Annotated in this window: 15 protein-coding genes, 1 tRNA gene and 1 pseudogene; 7 read left to right on the top strand and 10 right to left on the bottom strand. The window is 70.2% G+C overall.

Features of this window, described 5'->3' with window-relative positions; all coding sequences use genetic code 11:
• The first annotated feature begins 263 nt into the window (after window positions 1–263).
• Window positions 264–327: transfer RNA gene (locus tag F0L17_RS11065), tRNA-Ser, on the top strand.
• Window positions 328–460: 133 nt separating this feature from the next.
• Here the strand turns inward: F0L17_RS11065 and F0L17_RS11060 are convergent.
• On the bottom strand, window positions 461–1,234 hold the full coding sequence (locus tag F0L17_RS11060) for an aminotransferase class IV (RefSeq protein ID WP_162466060.1): 774 nt from the start codon (window positions 1,232–1,234) through the stop codon (window positions 461–463).
• A 487-nt stretch (window positions 1,235–1,721) separates the two neighbouring features.
• Between F0L17_RS11060 and F0L17_RS11055 the strand changes: the two genes are divergently transcribed.
• On the top strand, window positions 1,722–2,192 hold the full coding sequence (locus F0L17_RS11055; protein ID WP_155070945.1) for an AMIN-like domain-containing (lipo)protein: 471 nt from the start codon (window positions 1,722–1,724) through the stop codon (window positions 2,190–2,192).
• A 1-nt stretch (window position 2,193) separates the two neighbouring features.
• On the opposite strand, the gene F0L17_RS11050 is transcribed toward F0L17_RS11055, so the two are convergent.
• Entirely contained in the window at window positions 2,194–2,961 is a 768-nt protein-coding gene (locus tag F0L17_RS11050) for a class I SAM-dependent methyltransferase (RefSeq protein ID WP_155070944.1), read from the bottom strand.
• A gap of 130 nt (window positions 2,962–3,091) precedes the next feature.
• Between F0L17_RS11050 and F0L17_RS11045 the strand changes: the two genes are divergently transcribed.
• Both F0L17_RS11045 and F0L17_RS11040 read left to right on the top strand, forming a co-directional pair.
• The gene (locus tag F0L17_RS11045; protein ID WP_155070943.1) at window positions 3,092–4,393 is read left to right on the top strand and encodes a YncE family protein; all 1,302 of its coding nucleotides are present in this window, start codon (window positions 3,092–3,094) and stop codon (window positions 4,391–4,393) included.
• Between the two features lie 276 nt (window positions 4,394–4,669).
• Window positions 4,670–7,039 (top strand): rhamnogalacturonan lyase family protein, encoded by a 2,370-nt coding sequence (locus tag F0L17_RS11040; protein ID WP_162466059.1) that lies wholly within the window; start codon window positions 4,670–4,672, stop codon window positions 7,037–7,039.
• A gap of 475 nt (window positions 7,040–7,514) precedes the next feature.
• Here F0L17_RS11040 and F0L17_RS11035 read toward each other — a convergent pair whose 3' ends face one another.
• Both F0L17_RS11035 and F0L17_RS11030 read right to left on the bottom strand, forming a co-directional pair.
• Window positions 7,515–8,012 carry a hypothetical protein gene (locus tag F0L17_RS11035; protein ID WP_162466058.1) on the bottom strand — a complete coding sequence of 166 codons (498 nt, stop codon included), beginning with the start codon at window positions 8,010–8,012 and terminating at the stop codon, window positions 7,515–7,517.
• Window positions 8,013–8,462: 450 nt separating this feature from the next.
• The gene (locus tag F0L17_RS11030; protein WP_155070941.1) at window positions 8,463–9,038 is read right to left on the bottom strand and encodes a TerD family protein; all 576 of its coding nucleotides are present in this window, start codon (window positions 9,036–9,038) and stop codon (window positions 8,463–8,465) included.
• Window positions 9,039–9,275: 237 nt separating this feature from the next.
• Between F0L17_RS11030 and arfB the strand changes: the two genes are divergently transcribed.
• Complete coding sequence (gene arfB, locus F0L17_RS11025; RefSeq protein ID WP_155070940.1) at window positions 9,276–9,713, top strand: alternative ribosome rescue aminoacyl-tRNA hydrolase ArfB; 438 nt, start codon at window positions 9,276–9,278, stop codon at window positions 9,711–9,713.
• A gap of 35 nt (window positions 9,714–9,748) precedes the next feature.
• Here the strand turns inward: arfB and F0L17_RS11020 are convergent, their stop codons facing one another.
• Together F0L17_RS11020 and F0L17_RS11015 are read right to left on the bottom strand one after the other, a co-directional pair.
• On the bottom strand, window positions 9,749–10,945 hold the full coding sequence (locus F0L17_RS11020) for a S8 family serine peptidase (RefSeq protein ID WP_162466057.1): 1,197 nt from the start codon (window positions 10,943–10,945) through the stop codon (window positions 9,749–9,751).
• Between the two features lie 65 nt (window positions 10,946–11,010).
• Entirely contained in the window at window positions 11,011–11,148 is a 138-nt protein-coding gene (locus F0L17_RS11015; protein ID WP_155070938.1) for a hypothetical protein, read from the bottom strand.
• A 72-nt stretch (window positions 11,149–11,220) separates the two neighbouring features.
• Here F0L17_RS11015 and F0L17_RS11010 point away from each other — a divergent pair.
• Window positions 11,221–11,349, top strand: a pseudogene (locus F0L17_RS11010) (aminoacyl-tRNA hydrolase); the annotation flags it as partial.
• Between the two features lie 49 nt (window positions 11,350–11,398).
• Here the strand turns inward: F0L17_RS11010 and F0L17_RS11005 are convergent.
• The 4 genes from F0L17_RS11005 to F0L17_RS10990 all read right to left on the bottom strand — a co-directional run bounded on the left by F0L17_RS11005 (window position 11,399) and on the right by F0L17_RS10990 (window position 15,225).
• Window positions 11,399–12,595 carry a S8 family serine peptidase gene (locus F0L17_RS11005; protein ID WP_162466056.1) on the bottom strand — a complete coding sequence of 399 codons (1,197 nt, stop codon included), beginning with the start codon at window positions 12,593–12,595 and terminating at the stop codon, window positions 11,399–11,401.
• A gap of 65 nt (window positions 12,596–12,660) precedes the next feature.
• Window positions 12,661–12,798, bottom strand: a complete 138-nt coding sequence (locus F0L17_RS11000) for a hypothetical protein (protein WP_155070936.1) — start codon at window positions 12,796–12,798, stop codon at window positions 12,661–12,663.
• 1,226 nt (window positions 12,799–14,024) lie between these two features.
• Window positions 14,025–14,477: a hypothetical protein gene (locus F0L17_RS10995; RefSeq protein ID WP_155070935.1), complete on the bottom strand. Its 453-nt coding sequence runs from the start codon at window positions 14,475–14,477 to the stop codon at window positions 14,025–14,027.
• 187 nt (window positions 14,478–14,664) lie between these two features.
• Window positions 14,665–15,225, bottom strand: a complete 561-nt coding sequence (locus tag F0L17_RS10990; protein WP_155073477.1) for a flavin reductase family protein — start codon at window positions 15,223–15,225, stop codon at window positions 14,665–14,667.
• A gap of 340 nt (window positions 15,226–15,565) precedes the next feature.
• Between F0L17_RS10990 and cdgB the strand changes: the two genes are divergently transcribed.
• Window positions 15,566–17,212, top strand: a complete 1,647-nt coding sequence (gene cdgB, locus F0L17_RS10985; RefSeq protein ID WP_155070934.1) for a diguanylate cyclase CdgB — start codon at window positions 15,566–15,568, stop codon at window positions 17,210–17,212.
• Window positions 17,213–17,309 lie beyond the last annotated feature (97 nt).

Raw genomic sequence — 17,309 nt, 5'->3', positions numbered from 1 at the left:
TCATCATGGCGGAGGTGGGGCGGGGCATCACAGCAGTGTCGGAGCCACTGGTGCGCCAGTCGACAGCGGTCAGTGACAAGCACAGTGGCAAGGAAGAGCCCAGCGCACGAGGCCGCAGGCCACACGCGGTTGTACCCAGCCTCTCCCCACCGCAGCAACGAGATGCAGTGACATCACCGAGTGACATCAACGTCTCCGGACGGCCGTGGACTGGGGCAGCCGCAGGAGGACCAAGAGCTGTCAGGATCTCCAGGGTCGAGCAGGCCGCGCAGCCCGGTGATCGAACTTGTAAAGCGAAGGTCGTCGGTTCGAACCCGACAGGCGGCTCAGGCCCTGAACAGGGGCGAAGCCCCGAGCCGTGATCGGCTCGGGGCTTTCGACGTCCACGGGGCGGTCACCCGCGAGCGGGGGTGGCCGTTCCGGTCGAGACGACCGGTCGGGCGGCTGCCCGGTGACGCCGCTACAGGGGATCGCCGGGAAGGGCGGCGTACTCCCCGCGCAACTCCTCGATCAGCGGGTGTGCTTCCGGGAGGGAGAGGTCGTCCAGACGCCCGATGGTCCGGACGCCGACGGCGGCGTTGGTGGCGAAGGCCGCGTCGAATCCGGTGACGTCGGCGAGCCTCACGGTGGTCGAGACCGAGGCGTGGACCTGCTGGAGCAGCCGCATGGTGGTGCCGACCAGGCATTCCGCGTCCGGCCACACCACCTGCTCGCCCCGGACGAAGCCGATGTTCCAGGTGCTGCCCTCGGAGATCGCGGACCGGTCGTCCACGAACAGCGCGTCGTCGAAGCCGGCGCGCTGCGCCGCGCGCCGGTGCCGCAGCGAGCCGAACAGTCCGACGCTCTTCACCTCGGGCACCTCCCGGGTGTACGCGGCCGACCGGACCCGCAGCGGCGGGAGCGGCAGGTTGCCGGCGGGGCGGGTGGTCACCAGCACGTGCGGGTGCGCGTCCGCCCCGATGCGGCCCAGGTCCAGCGCCGGGTCGAAGACGGTCACCCTGACGACACAGGCCCCGGTCCCGGGAGCGGCCCGGCGGACGAACTCCAGAACCCGCTCGGGGTCGAGGTCGGTGTCGAACACGGCCCGGCAGTCGCGCACCAGCCGGTCCAGGTGCAGGGACAGGCCACGTACCCGGCCCTGCTCGACGCGCATCGAGGTGAAGTGGCCGTAGTTGGTCAGGGCCAGGGACCGGAGAGCGTCGGGGCTGATCGGCTTGCCGTCGAGTTCCGTCACGTGCCCCAGCTTGGCATCCGTGACCGGCGGAGACGGCCGGGACGACGCGGGACGGGCCCACGGGTTCGGTGCCCCGGTCCCTCGGCGGTCCCCTCCACGGGCCGGTCGGTCATGGGGGCAGGGTACCCGCGGAACCGCCGAGAACGCGCCATTTCATCGGTATCGCGGGGGAATGTCGCGGTGGCCGTCTTTCCGGTCGCGTCGCGCGGGTACGAGGTCGGGAGTCGACGTCCAGGATCAGGAGCACGCAGTGACACGCCGTTCCACCATGACCGCGCTCGCCCTCGGTACGGCTCTCTTGGCGGCGGCCTGCGGAGGCGGGGGAGGGGCCGCGGAGGAGTCCGCGAGTCCGTCCCCGGAGTCCTCGGCGTCCCGCTCCCCCGGAGGGGCGGGGAGCCCGGGGGGCTCCGGCGCGTCCACCCCCGCCCCGCCTGCCTCTCCCACGTCCGAGGAGTCGGGCACGCCCTCCGCCGGTGGGGGCGGAGCGGTGGCCGACGCGCCCCGGGACGCCTCCCGGAAGGCGGGGGAGGGTCGGGGGGCCGACGTCACCGAGCTGGCGGCGTTGACCGAGGTGCGGGTGGGCGTCCACGACACCTACGATCGGGTCGTCCTCGACTTCGAGGGGGGCGCGCCGGCGTACACCGCCGAGTACGTGGAGGCACTGCACCAGGACGGTTCGGGCCAGGTGGTTCCCGTCGAGGGCGAACACCGGATCATGATCGTCCTCGATCGGGCCCGGCCCGAGCACCCGGACCGGGAGTTCGACCCCGGCCCCCGCGCCACGACCACCTCCACCGTCCGGGGTCTGGAGCTCGTCAGCTACTTCGAGGGGAGCACCCGCTTCGGCATCGGCGTCGACACCCGCCGGGGCGACGGCCGTCCCGGCTTCCGGGTGACGGCGGGCGAGGACAAGCTCATCGTGGACATCGCCCACGAGGCGGCCGGCCGGACCGGGTGATTCAGCCGGTCAGACGGGCCTTCCAGACCTCCTCGCAGGGCCAGTCGCGGGCCCAGGCGGCGGAGACCTCGTGGTAGTCGCGGTGGGCGGGGTGGGGTGCGCGGATCTCGACCAGGTCCTCGACGGTGAAGCCGGCGTCGCGCAGCACGCGGATCATCTCGCCGTGCGGCAGGACGAACTCCACGCGTCCGCCCAGCTCCAGCCTTCCCAGGCCGCCGGGGCCGAACTGCGGCCGGCGCAGGGCGGCCGCGGCGGGTCCGTCCGGCGCGGCGCACAGGGCGAACAGCGGCGAGTACCGCATGAACACCAGTCGCCCGCCGGGGGTCAGCAGTCGGGCGGCTTCCGGGATCCAACGGCGCGGGTCGCACCACAACGAGGCGCCGTACTCGCTGACGACCAGGTCGAACGTGCCGTCCGCGCAGGGAACGCGCTCGGCGTCGGCGTGCAGGAGCGGAAAGTCGAGGCCGAACTCCTCCCGCATGGCGCGGGCGGTGGCGAGCTGCTCGTGGGAGAGGTCGACGGCGACCGGGTGGGCCCCGGCCCGGGCCAGCCAGGCGGAGACGTAGGCGGTGCCGCAGCCCAGTTCGACCACGCGCTTCCCGGCGATGTCACGGGGGAGGAGGGAGAGTTCGGACTCGGGGGTGGCCCACAGGCCCCAGGCGGGTTCGGTGCGTGCCCAGTGGGCGCGGGCGAGGGGGCCGTGGGAGGCGGCGGCCTCGCCGTCCCAGTAGCGCCGGTTGGCTTCCACATGGTCGTCGTGGTCGGTCATGTGGACAGGGAAGCGGAGAACGGAACGGCGGGGCAACGGGGTTACGGCTGACGCGCGTCTGGTCAGACGGCCGGGACGCCGCTACGTTACCACCGGTAACTCGCCCTGTTCCCCGACCCGGGAGTGCGCCATGACGACCGCACCGTCATCCCCCCACCGCCCCTCCCCGCGCCGCCGTTCCCGCGTGATCGCCGGAGGCGCCGTCGCCCTCGTGCTGGCCGCCACCGCCGCCGTGCCCGCCACCGCCGCGCCCGCGGACACGTCCGCGGGGCAGGCCGGCGCCGGCCTGAACGAGGTGATGTTCGTCGGCAACAACTGGGAGGGGACCGCCGACGTCATCGAGTCCACCGGCGACTACGCCAGGGTGGGCCGCGTCAACGTGATCCCCGACAAGGCCGAGCGGCTGTGGGAGATCCACCTCAACCCGGTCAGGCTCGCCTTCTACCTCGGCATCCGCCAGACCGTGGGCGAGGGCCACGACCAGTACGTCGACGACATGTACTCCACCCCGGACGGTTCGGCCGTCGTCGTCTCCCGGCCCAGCTTCGCCGACGTGGTCTCCATCGACCTCGCCACGGGTGGGATCAACTGGCGCTTCCCGGTGTCGGGCTTCCGCTCCGACCACATGGCGATCTCGCCCGACGGGAGGAAGGTCGCCGTCTCGGCCTCGACCTCCAACACCGTCCACGTCCTGGACATCGTCACGGGGAAGGAGTTGGGCTCGTTCGGGACCGGCGACAAGCCGCACGAGAACGTCTTCACCGACGGCGGCCGGTACATCTGGAACATGTCCATCGGCGAGGTCAACAACGCCCTCGACGCCCCCTGGCTGGACTGGACGAAGGGCGACCGGCGCATCACGATCGCCGACGCGAACACCTTCGAGACGGTGAGGGTCGTCGACATGCGCGAGCGGCTGGACGCCTTCGGCCGCGACGACCTGTCGGACTCGGTGCGCCCCGTCGCCTTCACGCCCGACGAGTCCACGCTCTACTTCCAGGTGTCGTTCTTCAACGGCTTCCTGGAGTACGACGTGGCGGCGGACCGGATCACGAGGTCGAAGGAACTGCCGAAGAATCCCGAGACCGACGAGGACCGCACCACCTGGGTCAACGACTCGCGCCACCACGGGATGTCGATGGACCCGCGGGGCGACAAGCTGTGCGTCGCCGGGACGATGGACGACTACGCCACCGTCGTGGACCGGAAGACCCTCCGGGAGGGGCCGCTGGTGCCGGTCTCCAAACCGTACTGGGCGACGGTGAGCGGTGACGGGCGGCACTGCGTGGTCTCCGAGAGCGGCGCCGACCGGGTCAGTGTGATCGACTTCGCGACCGGCCGGAAGGTGCGCTCCGTCCCCGTCGGCGACCATCCGCAGCGGGTGCGGGTCGGGCACGTGCCGGCGGGCTGGACGGGTCCCTCGGGGAGCTGATCCGCGGTCGACCGTCCGTCGGTGGCCACCGGACGCCCGCCGGCGCTCCGCCGATCCGCCGCCCGTCCCGTACCTCCGGGTGCCGGGACGGGCGGAGGACCGTTTTCGTGCACGGCTCTTGCCGCCTCGCGGTGGACCCCCCTATGTTCGCGGGAGCGCTCCCACCTCTCTTCTGACCGCCGTGTCACACTGGGTGACCACGGCGCGTCGATGAATCGTTTCACGCAGGCTCTTCCCCCCACCGGGAGCGATCACCAACCCCGACAAGGAGCCGCAATGCCTGCCCACCACAGCACGCGAAGAACCGCTGCCCCATCCACCGGCCCCCGCCCCCGCGACCGCGTCCGCGCCCTGTACGCCGGGGTGCTCGCCGCGCTGCTGGCGGCCGTCTCGCTCGTCGTCCTGCCGCCGCAGGAGGCCGAAGCCGCCGAGATCGACACCTCCGCCTACTACCAGCTGATCTCCCGCCACAGCGGCAAGGCCGTCGACGTCTTCGAACGCTCCACCGCCGACGGTGCCTCCATCGTGCAGTGGACGCCGGGGACGGGCACCAACCAGCAGTTCCGGTTCGTCCCCTCCGGCGACGGCTGGTACCGGATCATGGCCCGCCACAGCGGCAAGGTGCTGGACGTGGAGGCGCGTTCCACCGCCGACGGCGCCAACGTCGTCCAGTGGACCGACAAGAACTCCGCCAACCAGCAGTTCCGCGTCGCCGACTCCGACGGCGGCCACATCCGGTTGATCAACCGGCACAGCGGCAAGGCGCTGGACGTGTGGGAGTGGTCCACCGCCGACGGCGCGCGGATCTCCCAGTACACCGACACCGGAGGCGCCAACCAGCAGTGGCGCCTGGTGAGGGTGGACGACGGCCAGGGCCCGGGACCCGACCCCACCGACCCGCCGCCCGGCGGCACCCGGCAGATGGAGGACCTCGACAGGGGCCTGGTGTCGGTGCGTTCGGGCTCGGGCAACCTGGTGTCGTGGCGACTGCTGGGCACCGAGAGCCGCGACGTCGCCTTCAACCTCTACCGCGACGGGACGAGGGTCAACTCCTCGCCGATCACCGGTTCCACCAACCACCTGGACCCCGGCGCCCCCGCCGGCGCCTCCTACACCGTGCGCGCCGTGGTCGGCGGCGTCGAGCAGGCGCCCTCCGAGCCCTCGCTCCGCTTCACCGGCGGCGACCACCTCGACGTGCCGCTCTCCCGTCCGAGCTCCGCCCACACCCCCGTGGAGGCGTCCCCCGGCGACCTCGACGGTGACGGGCAGTACGAACTGGTCGTCAAATGGGACCCGGACAACGCCAAGGACAACTCCCAGTCCGGGGTCACCGGCACCGTGTACATCGACGCCTACCGGCTGAACGGGCAGCGGCTGTGGCGCATCGACCTGGGCCGCAACATCCGCGCCGGCGCCCACTACACCCAGTTCCAGGTCTACGACTACGACGGCGACGGACGGGCCGAGGTGGCCATGAAGACCGCCGACGCCACCCGCGACGGCCGCGGGACCGTCATCGGCGACGCGAACGCCGACCACCGCAACTCCAGCGGCTACGTCCTCACCGGCCCCGAGTACCTGACCGTCTTCGACGGGCTCACCGGCGCCGCGCTGGACACCGTCGACTACGCACCCGGCCGGGGCAACGTCTCCTCCTGGGGCGACTCCTACGGCAACCGCGTCGACCGCTTCCTGGCCGGCACCGCCTACCTGGACGGACAGCGTCCGTCGCTGATCATGGCGCGCGGCTACTACACCCGCGCCACCATCGCCGCCTGGGACTTCCGGAACGGACAACTCACCCGGCGCTGGCTGTTCGACTCGAACACCTCCGGCAACGGCGCCGCGTACGGCCAGGGCAACCACCAGCTCTCCGTCGCGGACGTGGACGCCGACGGTCGCCAGGAGATCGTCTACGGCTCGGCCACGGTCGACGACGACGGCACCCTGATGTACTCCACCGGCTTCGGCCACGGCGACGCCCTGCACGTCGGCGACTTCGTGCCCACCCGGCCGGGCCTGGAGGTCTTCTCCATCCACGAGTCCGGCAACCAGCCCGGCTCCGACCTCCACGACGCCCGCACCGGCCAGGTGATCCACCGCACTCCCACCAGCGGCTCCGAGGGACCGGGACGCGGGGTGGCCGCCGACATCCACGCCGGCAACCCCGGCGCCGAGTTCTGGGGCTCGGGTCCGAACATGGACCGGCTCCGCAACGCCTCGGGCGGCCACGTCGGACGCAACCCGTCCTCGGCCAACTTCCTGGTCTGGTGGGACGGCGACCCGGTGCGTGAACTCCTCGACGGCACCCGCGTCGACAAGTACGGCACCGGCGGCGAGACCCGGCTGTTGACGGGCAGCGGCGTCAGTTCCAGCAACGGGACCAAGTCCACCCCGGTGCTCTCCGGCGACCTGTTCGGCGACTGGCGGGAGGAGGTGATCTGGCGGCACAGCGACAACTCGGCGCTGCGCATATACGCCACCACCGTCCCGACGGACCTGAAGCTGCACACGCTGGTCCACGACGCCCAGTACCGGGTGGCGCTGGCCTGGCAGAACACCGCCTACAACCAACCGCCGCACCCGAGCTTCTTCCTCGGGCAGGGCATGAGCCTCCCGCCCCGACCCGACATCCACCTGCGCTGACCGGTTCGACCGGTTCGATCGGTTCGACCGCTCCGGGGTCGGCCGCGACACCGCGGCCGGCCCCGGAGCCGTGTTGTGACCCGGGGCGCCGCCGACCCCTCGAAGACGTGGGCGAGGGGACGGTCACCGAACTTCCCGCGGACCCGACCGTCCCGGCCACCTCGCGTCCCGGGACCGTCGGCAGCTCGGGCAGCGGAACCGGTCCGAGCCGCACCCCCTGGCGCGGAGCGGTGTCCACCAGGTGCGCCCCGGCCGCCCGCACGGCGCTCCGCACCCGACCGGGGCCAGGGGCGGGGTCGGGGTCCGGGGCCGGGGACCCGCTCGTGACGGAGTTTGCCGGTGGGGCCGAGGGCGTGCAGACGGATGGCACGCATGGGGCGTCCCCCTGGGACCGGGTGGTCGTGCCGTGGGGGTGACCACCCTCCAACCCCGGGACGACGTGAGGTCGAGTCGACGGGAGCGGCCGCGCGGGGCGTCAGACGCGGGGGAAGCGGGCCTGGAGGTCCCAGATCACGGGGTTGTCGCCCAGATCGTCGTGGATGTCGACGAGGTCGGCGACCAGGTCGTGCAGGAAGTCGCGGACCTCGCGGCGCAGCACGCCGTGGTTGACGGTCAGCGGCGGCTCGTCCTCGGGCAGCCAGTCGGCGGTGATCTCCACCCAGCCGAAACGGCGCAGGAAGTGGAGGCTGTCGGCCGACTCCACGAAGTCCAGCTCGGCGCGTTGCAGGCGGGACGCGCGGTTGCCGAGCGGATCACGGTCCAGCCGCTCGGCGATGTCGCACAGCGCCCAGGCGAAGTCGAGCACGGGCACCGTCCCGCGGGCCGTGGACAGCTCGCGGTCGGTGTCGGTGTCCGCGAGGTAGACGTCGCCGCAGAACAGGTCGTGTCGCAGCGTCCGCGCGTCCGCCGTGCGGTAGTCGGTCTGCGGCGGGTCGGGGAAGCGGCGGGAGAGGGAGTAGCCGATGTCGAGCACGGAAGCGATGGTGACACGCCCGGGCCGATGCGGTGGCGGTGGCGGGCTACTCCGAGGCGCCGCCGGAACCCGGTGACCGTTCGACCACGGAAGTGCCCTTGCCGGAGCCGCCCCCTCCGTCGAGCCGGTTCAGCTGCGTCCGGGTGGCTTTGCGCGCGGACGCGACAGCCACCCACCCGCTGCCGTTCCTCGTCGAACGACATCCGTCCAACCCCGTGGGGAAGAGTCGTGTTGTCGATCACCCACCGTGTTCGATCGACGATGGCGAGCTGCGGGAGGGAGACGCTGCACGGCAGCCGGAAGCCCCTCTTCGAGGCCGCGGACCGGATGCGCCCCGGGCCACCGGACCGTACGCGCGGACGCGGGTCCCACCCGGGTCGGAAAACGCCGGAGGGCGCCCGGCACCGCGCGCTGCGGTGCCGGGCGCCCCGGTGGGCCGCCGGAAGACGATCAGACGTTGACGCCGAAGTCCTGGGCGATGCCCACCAGGCCCGAGGCGTAGCCCTGGCCGACCGCGCGGAACTTCCACTCGGCGCCGTGGCGGTACAGCTCGCCGAAGACCATGGCCGTCTCGGTGGCGGCGTCCTCGCTCAGGTCGTAGCGGGCGATCTCGGTGCCGCCGGCCTGGTTGACGATGCGGATGTAGGCGTTGCGCACCTGGCCGAAGTTCTGGCTGCGGCTCTCGGCGTCGTAGATCGACACCGGGAAGACGATCTTGTCGATGTCGGCGGGCAGCCCGGCGAGGTTGACGTTGATCTGCTCGTCGTCGCCCGAGCCCTCGCCGGTGCGGTTGTCGCCGGTGTGGACGATCGACTGGTCCGGGGTGGACTTGTTGTTGAAGAAGACGAAGTGCTGGTCCGAGTAGACCTTGCCGTCGGCCTTGACCGCGATGGCGCTGGCATCCAGGTCGAAGTCGGTGCCGGTGGTCGTCCGGACGTCCCAGCCGAGGCCGACCGTCACGGCGGTCAGGCCGGGGGCCTCCTTGGTGAGGGAGACATTGCCGCCCTTGGACAGGCTTACAGCCATCGGGGTGCCCTTCTGTGGTGGTTCTCTTGCTGACCCGTTACTGGTCCATTTCCTACCCCCTCAAACGCCGACGGGGGGCGGCAGGGTTCCAGGTTCTTCGCCTTCTTCACTCTCGGCGCCGAAGCCGATCACCGTCGACCGGAAGCCGACGGGACCGGTCGGGAGCGGTCGGGGCCCCGGGCCGGGACCGACCGGGGTCCGAAAACGCCGTGACGGCGGCACCCGGCGGGCGGGATCATGGGGGACATGTCCGGGCCCTACTACATCCGAGGCTCGGTCTCCTTGCCGGAGGCCGAGCTGAACTGGCGTTTCTCCCGATCGTCCGGACCCGGCGGCCAACACGTCAACACCAGCGACAGCCGCGTCGAGCTGCGCTTCGACCTGGCACGCACCGAGGCACTGCCCGAAGTGTGGAAGGAACGCGCCCTGGAGCGACTGGCCGGCCGGCTGGTGGACGGGGTGCTGGTCGTCCGGGCCGCCGACCACCGCTCCCAGTGGCGCAACCGTGAGACCGCGGCCGTGCGGATGGCCTCGCTCCTGGCGGAGGCCACCGCACCGCCGCCGCGTCCGCGCCGGAAGGGCAAGGTTCCGCGCGGGATCAACGAGCGGCGGCTGCGGAACAAGAAGCACCGCTCCGACATCAAGCGCGGTCGTTCCGGCCGCGACTGGGGATAGCCTTCTCCGCTCCGCTCCGCTCCCTCGGCTCCGGCTCAGTACCGGAATTGTTGCTGTGCCTGGTTCCGTCGTCGTACGGCGACGATGGTGACGGTGGCGGCGAGGGCGAGTACGGCGACGCCGATGCCGATGGCCGTCCATGGGGGCCCGTCGTTGTCGGCCTGCGCGGTGTTCTGGTCCTCGCCGGAACCTGAAGGCGACTGCTCCTGCTCTTCCTGGCTTCGCTGGTCGGTCTGGTTCTTGTCGTCGGCGGAACCGGATTCGGGGGAGGGGGACTGGGAGGCTTCGAGGGAGGCGAAGTACTCGGAGAAGACCGGGCTCTTGTCGGCCGGGCCGGGGTCGCCCTTGCCGTCGACAATGACATGGGAGGGACGGATGATGCCGTGGCCGAGGTACATGCTCGGTTCCTCGCCCCTCTCCGACATGCCCGTTGTTTCGACCATCACGCGCAGGACCTGGTGGTTGGTCCAGTCGGGGTGCTTGGACCAGATGAGTGCGGCAGTTGCGGAGGCGAGGGCGGTTGCCACGCTCGTCCCGCCGGGGTCGCCGGGAGCGGAGAGAACCAGGTGGGGGCCGTAGTTGGAGAAGTCGGCCACGGTGGCGGTCTTGTCCACCGCACCCACGGCGACGACACCGGGAAGTACCGACGGGTAATCGTCCTTCTCTACCCGGCGGCCGTCGTTTCCAGAGCCGGCGAAGATGAGCTTACCTCGCTCATTGGCCTCAATGATGGCGTTCTGCGTCTCTGTGAGTGTTTCATTGTCCATGGCGCCGACGCTTATTGAAATGTTAATTACCTTTGCGTCGCTCTTGGCTGCATATCGAATTGCCTGGGCGAGGGATTTATCCCAGCTGGTGACAAACCCATCTTCCTTGTGTGCTCGTAGAGGGAGGATCTTCGCTTCGGGGGCGAGCCCTCGAAGACTGTTCGCTGTTCCTGTCCCGGCAATGAGAGCGGCCATGTCAGTGCCATGGCCGCTTGTGTCCTCGTGAGGATTCCGACTCTCCGAGATGAAGCTTTTTCCTGGGAGCAGGCGGCCTTCCAGGCCGGGGATCGGTTTCACCCCGGAGTCGATGACGGCGACGGTGACGCCTTCTCCCTTGGTGACCTTCCAGATGTCCGACATGTTCATGGCGTCGAGGTACCACTGTTGGTCCGGCCTGATCTCTGCGGCGGCAGGAGGTGAGAACAGGCCCAGAGACGCGAGCGTGGCTGTCAGCAGCGCCACCACGGTCAGCGCGCGCCTCTGTGGGGGGAGGGCTTGGGTTCGCATGAAGCTGTGCACTTCCTCGGGAGTCAGTCGATGACCGGCGGTACCACGTTCCGCTGCCCCGTCGCCCAGGTCTCCTCGTCCTCGGCGAGGTAGTCGGGGCGGTCGGTGCCGCTTCGGCGGCCCTTCGGGGGAGGGCTGCTGTTGGCCGGCCGTGCTGCCATGCCGGGGCGTGAAGGCCCCGCCGTGGCCCCTGGTTGTGGGCCACGGGACGTCCTGGGAACATTCCCTTGTTTGCCGAAGTCCCACCGCCGCGTCCGCGTCGGAAGGGCAAGGTTCCGCGCGGGATCAACGAGCGGCGGCTGCGGAACAAGAAGCACCGCTCCGACATCAAGCGCGGCCGTTCCGGCCGCGACTGGGGATAGCCCTTCTCCGCTCCGCTCCCTCGGCTCCCTCGGTTCCCTCGGCTCGGGCTCAGTACCGGAGTTGTTGCCGTGCCTGGTTCCGTCGTCGTACGGCGACGATGGTGACGGTGGCGGCGAGGGCGAGTACGGCGGCGCCGATGCCGATGGCCGTCCATGGGGGCCCGTCGTTGTCGGCCTGTGCGGTGTTCTGGTCCTCGCCGGAGCCTGAAGGCGACTGCTCCTGCTCTTCCTGGCTTCGCTGGTCGGTCTGGTTCTTATCGTCGGCGGAACCGGATTCGGGGGAGGGGGACTGGGAGGCTTCGAGGGAGGCGAAGTACTCGGAGAAGACCGGGCTCTTGTCGGCCGGGCCGGGGTCGCCCTTGCCGTCGATAATGACTTGGCCGGGACGGAGCGTTCCGTAACCGAGGTACATGCTCGGCTCGTTGCTTTTTTCGGAACGGCCGGCTGTCTCGACCATCACGCGCAGGACCTGGTGGTTGGTCCAGTCGGGGTGCTTGGACCAGATGAGCGCGGCAGTTGCGGAGGTGAGGGCGGTTGCCACACTCGTCCCGCCGGGGTCGCCGGGAGCGGAGAGAACCAGGTGGGGGCCGTAGTTGGAGAAGTCGGCCACGGTACCGGTCTCGTCCACCGCACCCACGGCGACGACGCCGGGAAGTACTGCCGGGTAGTCGTCCTTCTCTACCCGGCGGCCGTCGTTTCCGGACGCAGCGAAGATGAGAGCACCTTGCCTATTGGCATAGTTCACTGCATTTTGAATTCTGGTGAACTCGTCTTCGCTGAGGCTTCTTTTCCCCTGTGACACATTGATTACTTTTGCGCCGTTGTCGACTGCGTATCGGATGGCTTCGGCGATCCTCTTGCTCCAAGAGACGGAGAAGGAGAACGATTGGTGTGTGCGGAGAGGGAGGATCTTTGCCTCGGGTGCCAGTCCCTGAAGGCTTCCCGCTGTCCCTGATCCAGCGATCAGGGAAGCCATTTCTGTCCCGTGGCCGTCTGTGTCTTCGTGGGGGTCGGACGCTGCTGGGCTGAAGCTTTTCCCTGGGAGCAGGCGGTCTTCCAGGCCGGGCACTGGTTTGACTCCGGAGTCGATGACGGCGACGGTGACGCCTTCCCCCTTGGTGACCTTCCACAGTTCCGGCGCTTCCATGGCGTCGAGGTACCACTGTTGGTCCGGCCTGATCTCTGCGGCGGCAGGAGGTGAGAACAGGCCCAGAGACGCGAGTATGGCCGTCAGTAGCGCCACCACGGTCTGCGCGCGCCTCTGTGGGGGGAGGGCTTGGGTTCGCATGAAGCTGTGCACTTCCTCGGGAGTCAGTCGATGACCGGCGGTACCACGTTCCGCTGCCCCGTCGCCCAGGTCTCCTCGTCTTCGGCGAGGTAGTCGGGGCGGTCGGTGCCGCTTCGGCGGTCCTTCGGGGGAGGGCTGCTGTTGGCCGGCCGTGCTGCCATGCCGGAGGTGGTGCCACCTCCCCGGACCAGGCCGGTGCCACCGGGAGTGAACGCCGTGGGCACGCGACCGCTGCCGGTACGTTGGGGTCCTGCGGTAATGCCTGGTTGGGAAGCCATGGGGCGTCCCGGGAACACGCCCCTGTCGGCGGGGTTGCTACCGCCCATCCCCCCGGGCGAAGCAGTTATAGGCCGCCCCATCGAGGTGCGTTCCCCGCCGGGGACGGTTCCTCCGCGCGGGTTCGTGCTGCCAGGGCCGGCCGTGAGAGGAGAGGGCTGGCGAGGAGTGCCACCCGTAATGTTCTTGTTTACGGTGCCCTGCGGTGGGATGCCGCCTCCTCCGCCGACGGGTGGGCGGCCGCTGATGGGAGTACGGGTGGACGAGGGTGTTCGGTCGACTCGCTGTGCTGGATTGGCACTCGGTACTGGTGTCACAGGCATGGTCGACGGTCCAGTGGAGTGCTGTGAGGCAGACGGGGTAGTGACTTGCGGCCGAGCCTCGGTGGTAGGAAGTGGAGCAGCAGAGTCGATCGTTGTGGCCGGGGGACGGTTGCTCGCGAGGGCAGGGCGGTCAACGGCAGGGCCAGGGGACGTCTCCGTTACGCCGTGGGAGGAAGCCCCACCACTGGTTGCTGGGATGTTGGCTCCCTGGACCGGGTGAGGTGAGATTCCTCCCGTCCCGGCTCCTGCCGCCGAGTTCGAGGTAGTTCCGCCGGGCTCACTTCGATAGCCAGGGTTCGGCAGCGGCTTGAAGGTCGGTTCCTCCGCGCCCCGCAGGTTCTCCCCGGCCGCCCGGTAGTACGACGACAACCGGTTCATCTGGTTGATCGCCTCTTGGCGCTGCTTCTCCTCCGCCTCCCGGCGGGCCTTGTCCTTCTCCGGGTCGGCGTAGCACATCTCCGGGTTCGGGATGGCGGCCTTGGTCTCGGTGAGGGCCTGCCCGGCGTCCACCATGTGCTGTCCCAGGGTGCGGACGTACACGGCGAACCGCATGGTCTCCAGCGCGAAGTGCTGCCCCCACTCGCGGAACGCCTCGGCGGCCTCGCCCTTCCACTCCACGCGGTCGACGTACGTGCGCAACTCGCTGCCGATGCCGTCCAGGTCGGTGCTCGCCTTGGCGAGCGCCTCGCCCCTGGAGGTGAGCACACCGGGGTTGGCGTTCGCGATCATCGCGCGGAGCGCGCCGAGGGACTTGTCCTCGAACTCTCCCATGATCCTTCCTGCCCCCCTTAGCGGTAGTCCGAGACGTTCTCGTTGGCCTTGTCGGTCTGCCCGGCCTCGATGTCCTGACTGTTGCCGTCGCCGTGCCGGCTCTGGCTGTACTCCTCCACCCGTTCCTGGATGGTCTGGAAGCGCTGCGCCTGGTCGGTCTCCAGGTTCTGGTAGCCCCTGTCGACGATCTGGGTGGCGATGCCCAGCGCCTCCAGCTGTTCGCCGAAGAGCCGGGAGAGGTCCTGCAGTCGGGTGTGGACCCTGTCGTAGAGCGACGACAGGTCCGCCGCGGCGCTGAAGCCCGTTCCGTACGCGTCCGGGGTGATGTCCTGGTCGCTGATGTGCTGGTGGGAGGCGGGGGAGCTCGGCAGCTCGCCCAGGATCTCGTCGATGCGCCTCTTGAACGAGGCGAGCGATTCGGCCTCGTAGGAGAGGTCCTTGCCGCCGCCCACGTCACGTCCGCCTGTCACGCCGTGTCCCCCGTCCCCCCGGTTCAGTCGTCACGTTGTGCCATGGTCGTGTACGGCAGTGTAGACCCCACCGGTGTCAACTCACGGGGTGGTGGTGGGCGTTCGGCCACGGCTCGGGCGGCCTCGGAGGGGGTGGGCGCACGGGGTGTGGAAGCGGCCCGTCGCGTCCGTTGTGTCCGTCGCGTCCTCAGGCCAGGCGCCGGTAGCGTCCCCGGAAGTACGCCAGTGGCCCGTTCTCCGCGCCCGTCGGCAGCGTGGTGGCCAGGACCCGGCCGATCACCAGGGTGTGGTCGCCGGCGCTCACGCGCTGTTCGGTGCGGCACTCCACCGTGGCCAGCGCGCCGTCGACCAGGGGGGCGCCGGAGCTTTCGCCGCGGGTGCAGGCCATGTCCTGGAAGAGGAGACGGTCGCTGACGCGGCCGCGCATGGAGAAGCGCCCCGCGATGTGCCGCTGGCCCTCGGTGAGGACGGACACCGCCCACAGCGGCTGTCGTTCCAGCAGTTCGTCCATCCGGGAGTCCGCGCGGACGCTCACCAGGACCAGGGGCGGGTCCAGCGAGACGGAGAGGAAGGAGGTGGCGGTCATGCCGACGTCCTCGCCGCGCGGCCCGTCCTCCGGGTCGTACGCGGTCACGAGCACCACTCCCGCGGCCAACCGAGCCATGGCGGCACGGAACTCCTCCTCGCTCACCCCTCCAGGATGAGGGGCGTCGGGGCCCTGCTGCGATACGGGGGCGTTCTGGGACATCTGTTGCTGGGGTGTCGGGTGCACACACCGCACGCTAGACGGTGTCCCGGCGCAGTCGCATCGGCCCTCGGGACCAGGCCGGGCCTAGGTACATTGGCTGAACGTTCCGCAGGTCAGAGCCGGAATTTGCGTTCGGTACGGGTGTGGAGCAGGGTGGGGCGCCCCGACGCACCGCAATCGTTCGCCCACGCTCCGTTGTGACTTGAGTCACACAGGACTCCAATTGTTGACCCTGTGTACCGACTGGGCAGCTCGCTGTGATTCAGTGGCTGGCAGAGGCGGAGAAAGTCAAAACCCGAATCATCTGGAGTCGCTCGTTCGAGTCTCAGGGGGAGGGCGGATGGAAGCCGAGTCGGAGCCCTATGTGCGCCTCGCCACCCTGCGCAAGCTCCACCGGTCCATGGCGGAGCTGAACACCGCCCGCAGTCTGGCGGACACCCTGCAGACGGTGGCCGACGGCCTCGTCAAGGGCATGGACTTCGAGCTGGCCGCGGTCAACCTCGTCAAGCCCGACGGGGACCTCGTGGTGGCCGCGGTCGCCGGCAGCGAGGGCGCGGAGGCCATGATGGCGGGCCGTACGGGTTCCCGTGCGGCCTGGGAGCGCAGGCTGGCCATGGGGGAGCGCTGGGGCGAGCTGCGCTTCATCCCGCACACCGAGGCGTGGATCCTGCTCGACGACGACGTGCCGCAGTGGCACACCGCCGGCCCGGCGCCGCGGTACCCCGACGAGTGGCACCCGATGGACATCCTCCTGGCGCCGATGTACTCCTCCGACGGGGATCTGTTGGGCGTGATATCCGTCGACAAGCCGCGCAACGGACGGCGCCCCGGCGCGTGGGGGCGCGAAGCGCTCCAGATGTACGCCTTCCAGGCCGGCATCGCGATCGGCAACGCGCGTTTGCGGGCGAACATGCAACGCGCGCTGGTCCGGCTGGAGCGCGAGCAGCAGGCTCTGCGCGCGAGCGAGGAGAGCTTCCGACAGGCGTTCGAGTACGCGCCCAGCGGCATGGCGATCACCGAACTGGACGGTGACCAGAACGGCCGGCTGGTGCGCACCAACGACGCGCTGTGCAGGCTGCTGGACCGCCCGGCGTCGGCCCTGCGGCGCTACTGCTTCTCCGACCTCGTCCATCCCGAGGACCTGGCCACCCTGATGCGCACCTCCGCCGAGGGCGGCCGGGCCGAGCTGCGGCTGGGGCGGCGCGACGGCTCCTACGTCTGGGTGTCCCTGCGCAACTCCGTGGTGGCCGACGCCACCGACGGCCCTCGTCTGCTGCTCACCCACGTCGAGGACATCGAGGAACGCAAGCGGCACGAGCTCCAGCTCGCCCACCGCGCCAGCCACGACGCCCTCACCGGTCTGCCCAACAGCGCCGAGCTGCGCGCCCGGCTCAGTGCCCGGTTGTGCGACAAGCCGGCGCCCCTGTCCGACGCGGCGCAGATGGGGCCCGGCGTGGCGGCCGCCCCCGGCCCCGGCCCCGGTTTCGACCCCGGCTTCGACCCGGGCTTCGGGGACGCCTTCCCGGAGCCGGTCGGCGGGTGCGACCACCACGTGCACATCGTTCCGCCGTCGGGCGACAGTCCCTCGGAGAAGGGATTGGCGGTCCTCTTCTGCGACCTGGACGGTTTCAAGTCGATCAACGACCGCTTCGGTCACCACTGCGGGGACGCGGTGCTGATCGAGGTGGCGCGCCGGCTGGCGAGTGGCGTTCGCGACAATGACACCGTCGCGCGCCTCGGTGGTGACGAGTTCGTCGTACTGGCCGACGGACTGGGCCGGGAAGACGCCTCCGACCTGGCCGTACGCCTGCGCAACGCGATCATTCCCCCCATCCGGGTGGGGGGCCGCGCGGTCCGGGTGGGCGCCAGCTTCGGCATCGGCTGGGCCGGGTGCGGCATGACGGCCGAAGAGGTGTTGCACTCGGCCGACCAGCGGATGTACGTCGAGAAGCGATCGCGTGCGAGGGCCCACCGCCGCGTCGGGTGAGATTCCTCGCCCGACGCGGTTCGGGGGTCAAGAGCGCCACGACCTTTACCCCGAAAGGGGTAGGCTGCGCCGGGCAGGCACCTGTGATGGAGGAGCG

The organism is Streptomyces taklimakanensis (genome assembly GCF_009709575.1).
Classification (GTDB): domain Bacteria; phylum Actinomycetota; class Actinomycetes; order Streptomycetales; family Streptomycetaceae; genus Streptomyces; species Streptomyces taklimakanensis.
Note: the sequence above shows the minus strand (reverse complement) of the source record. Positions and strands in the feature narration are given on the sequence as shown.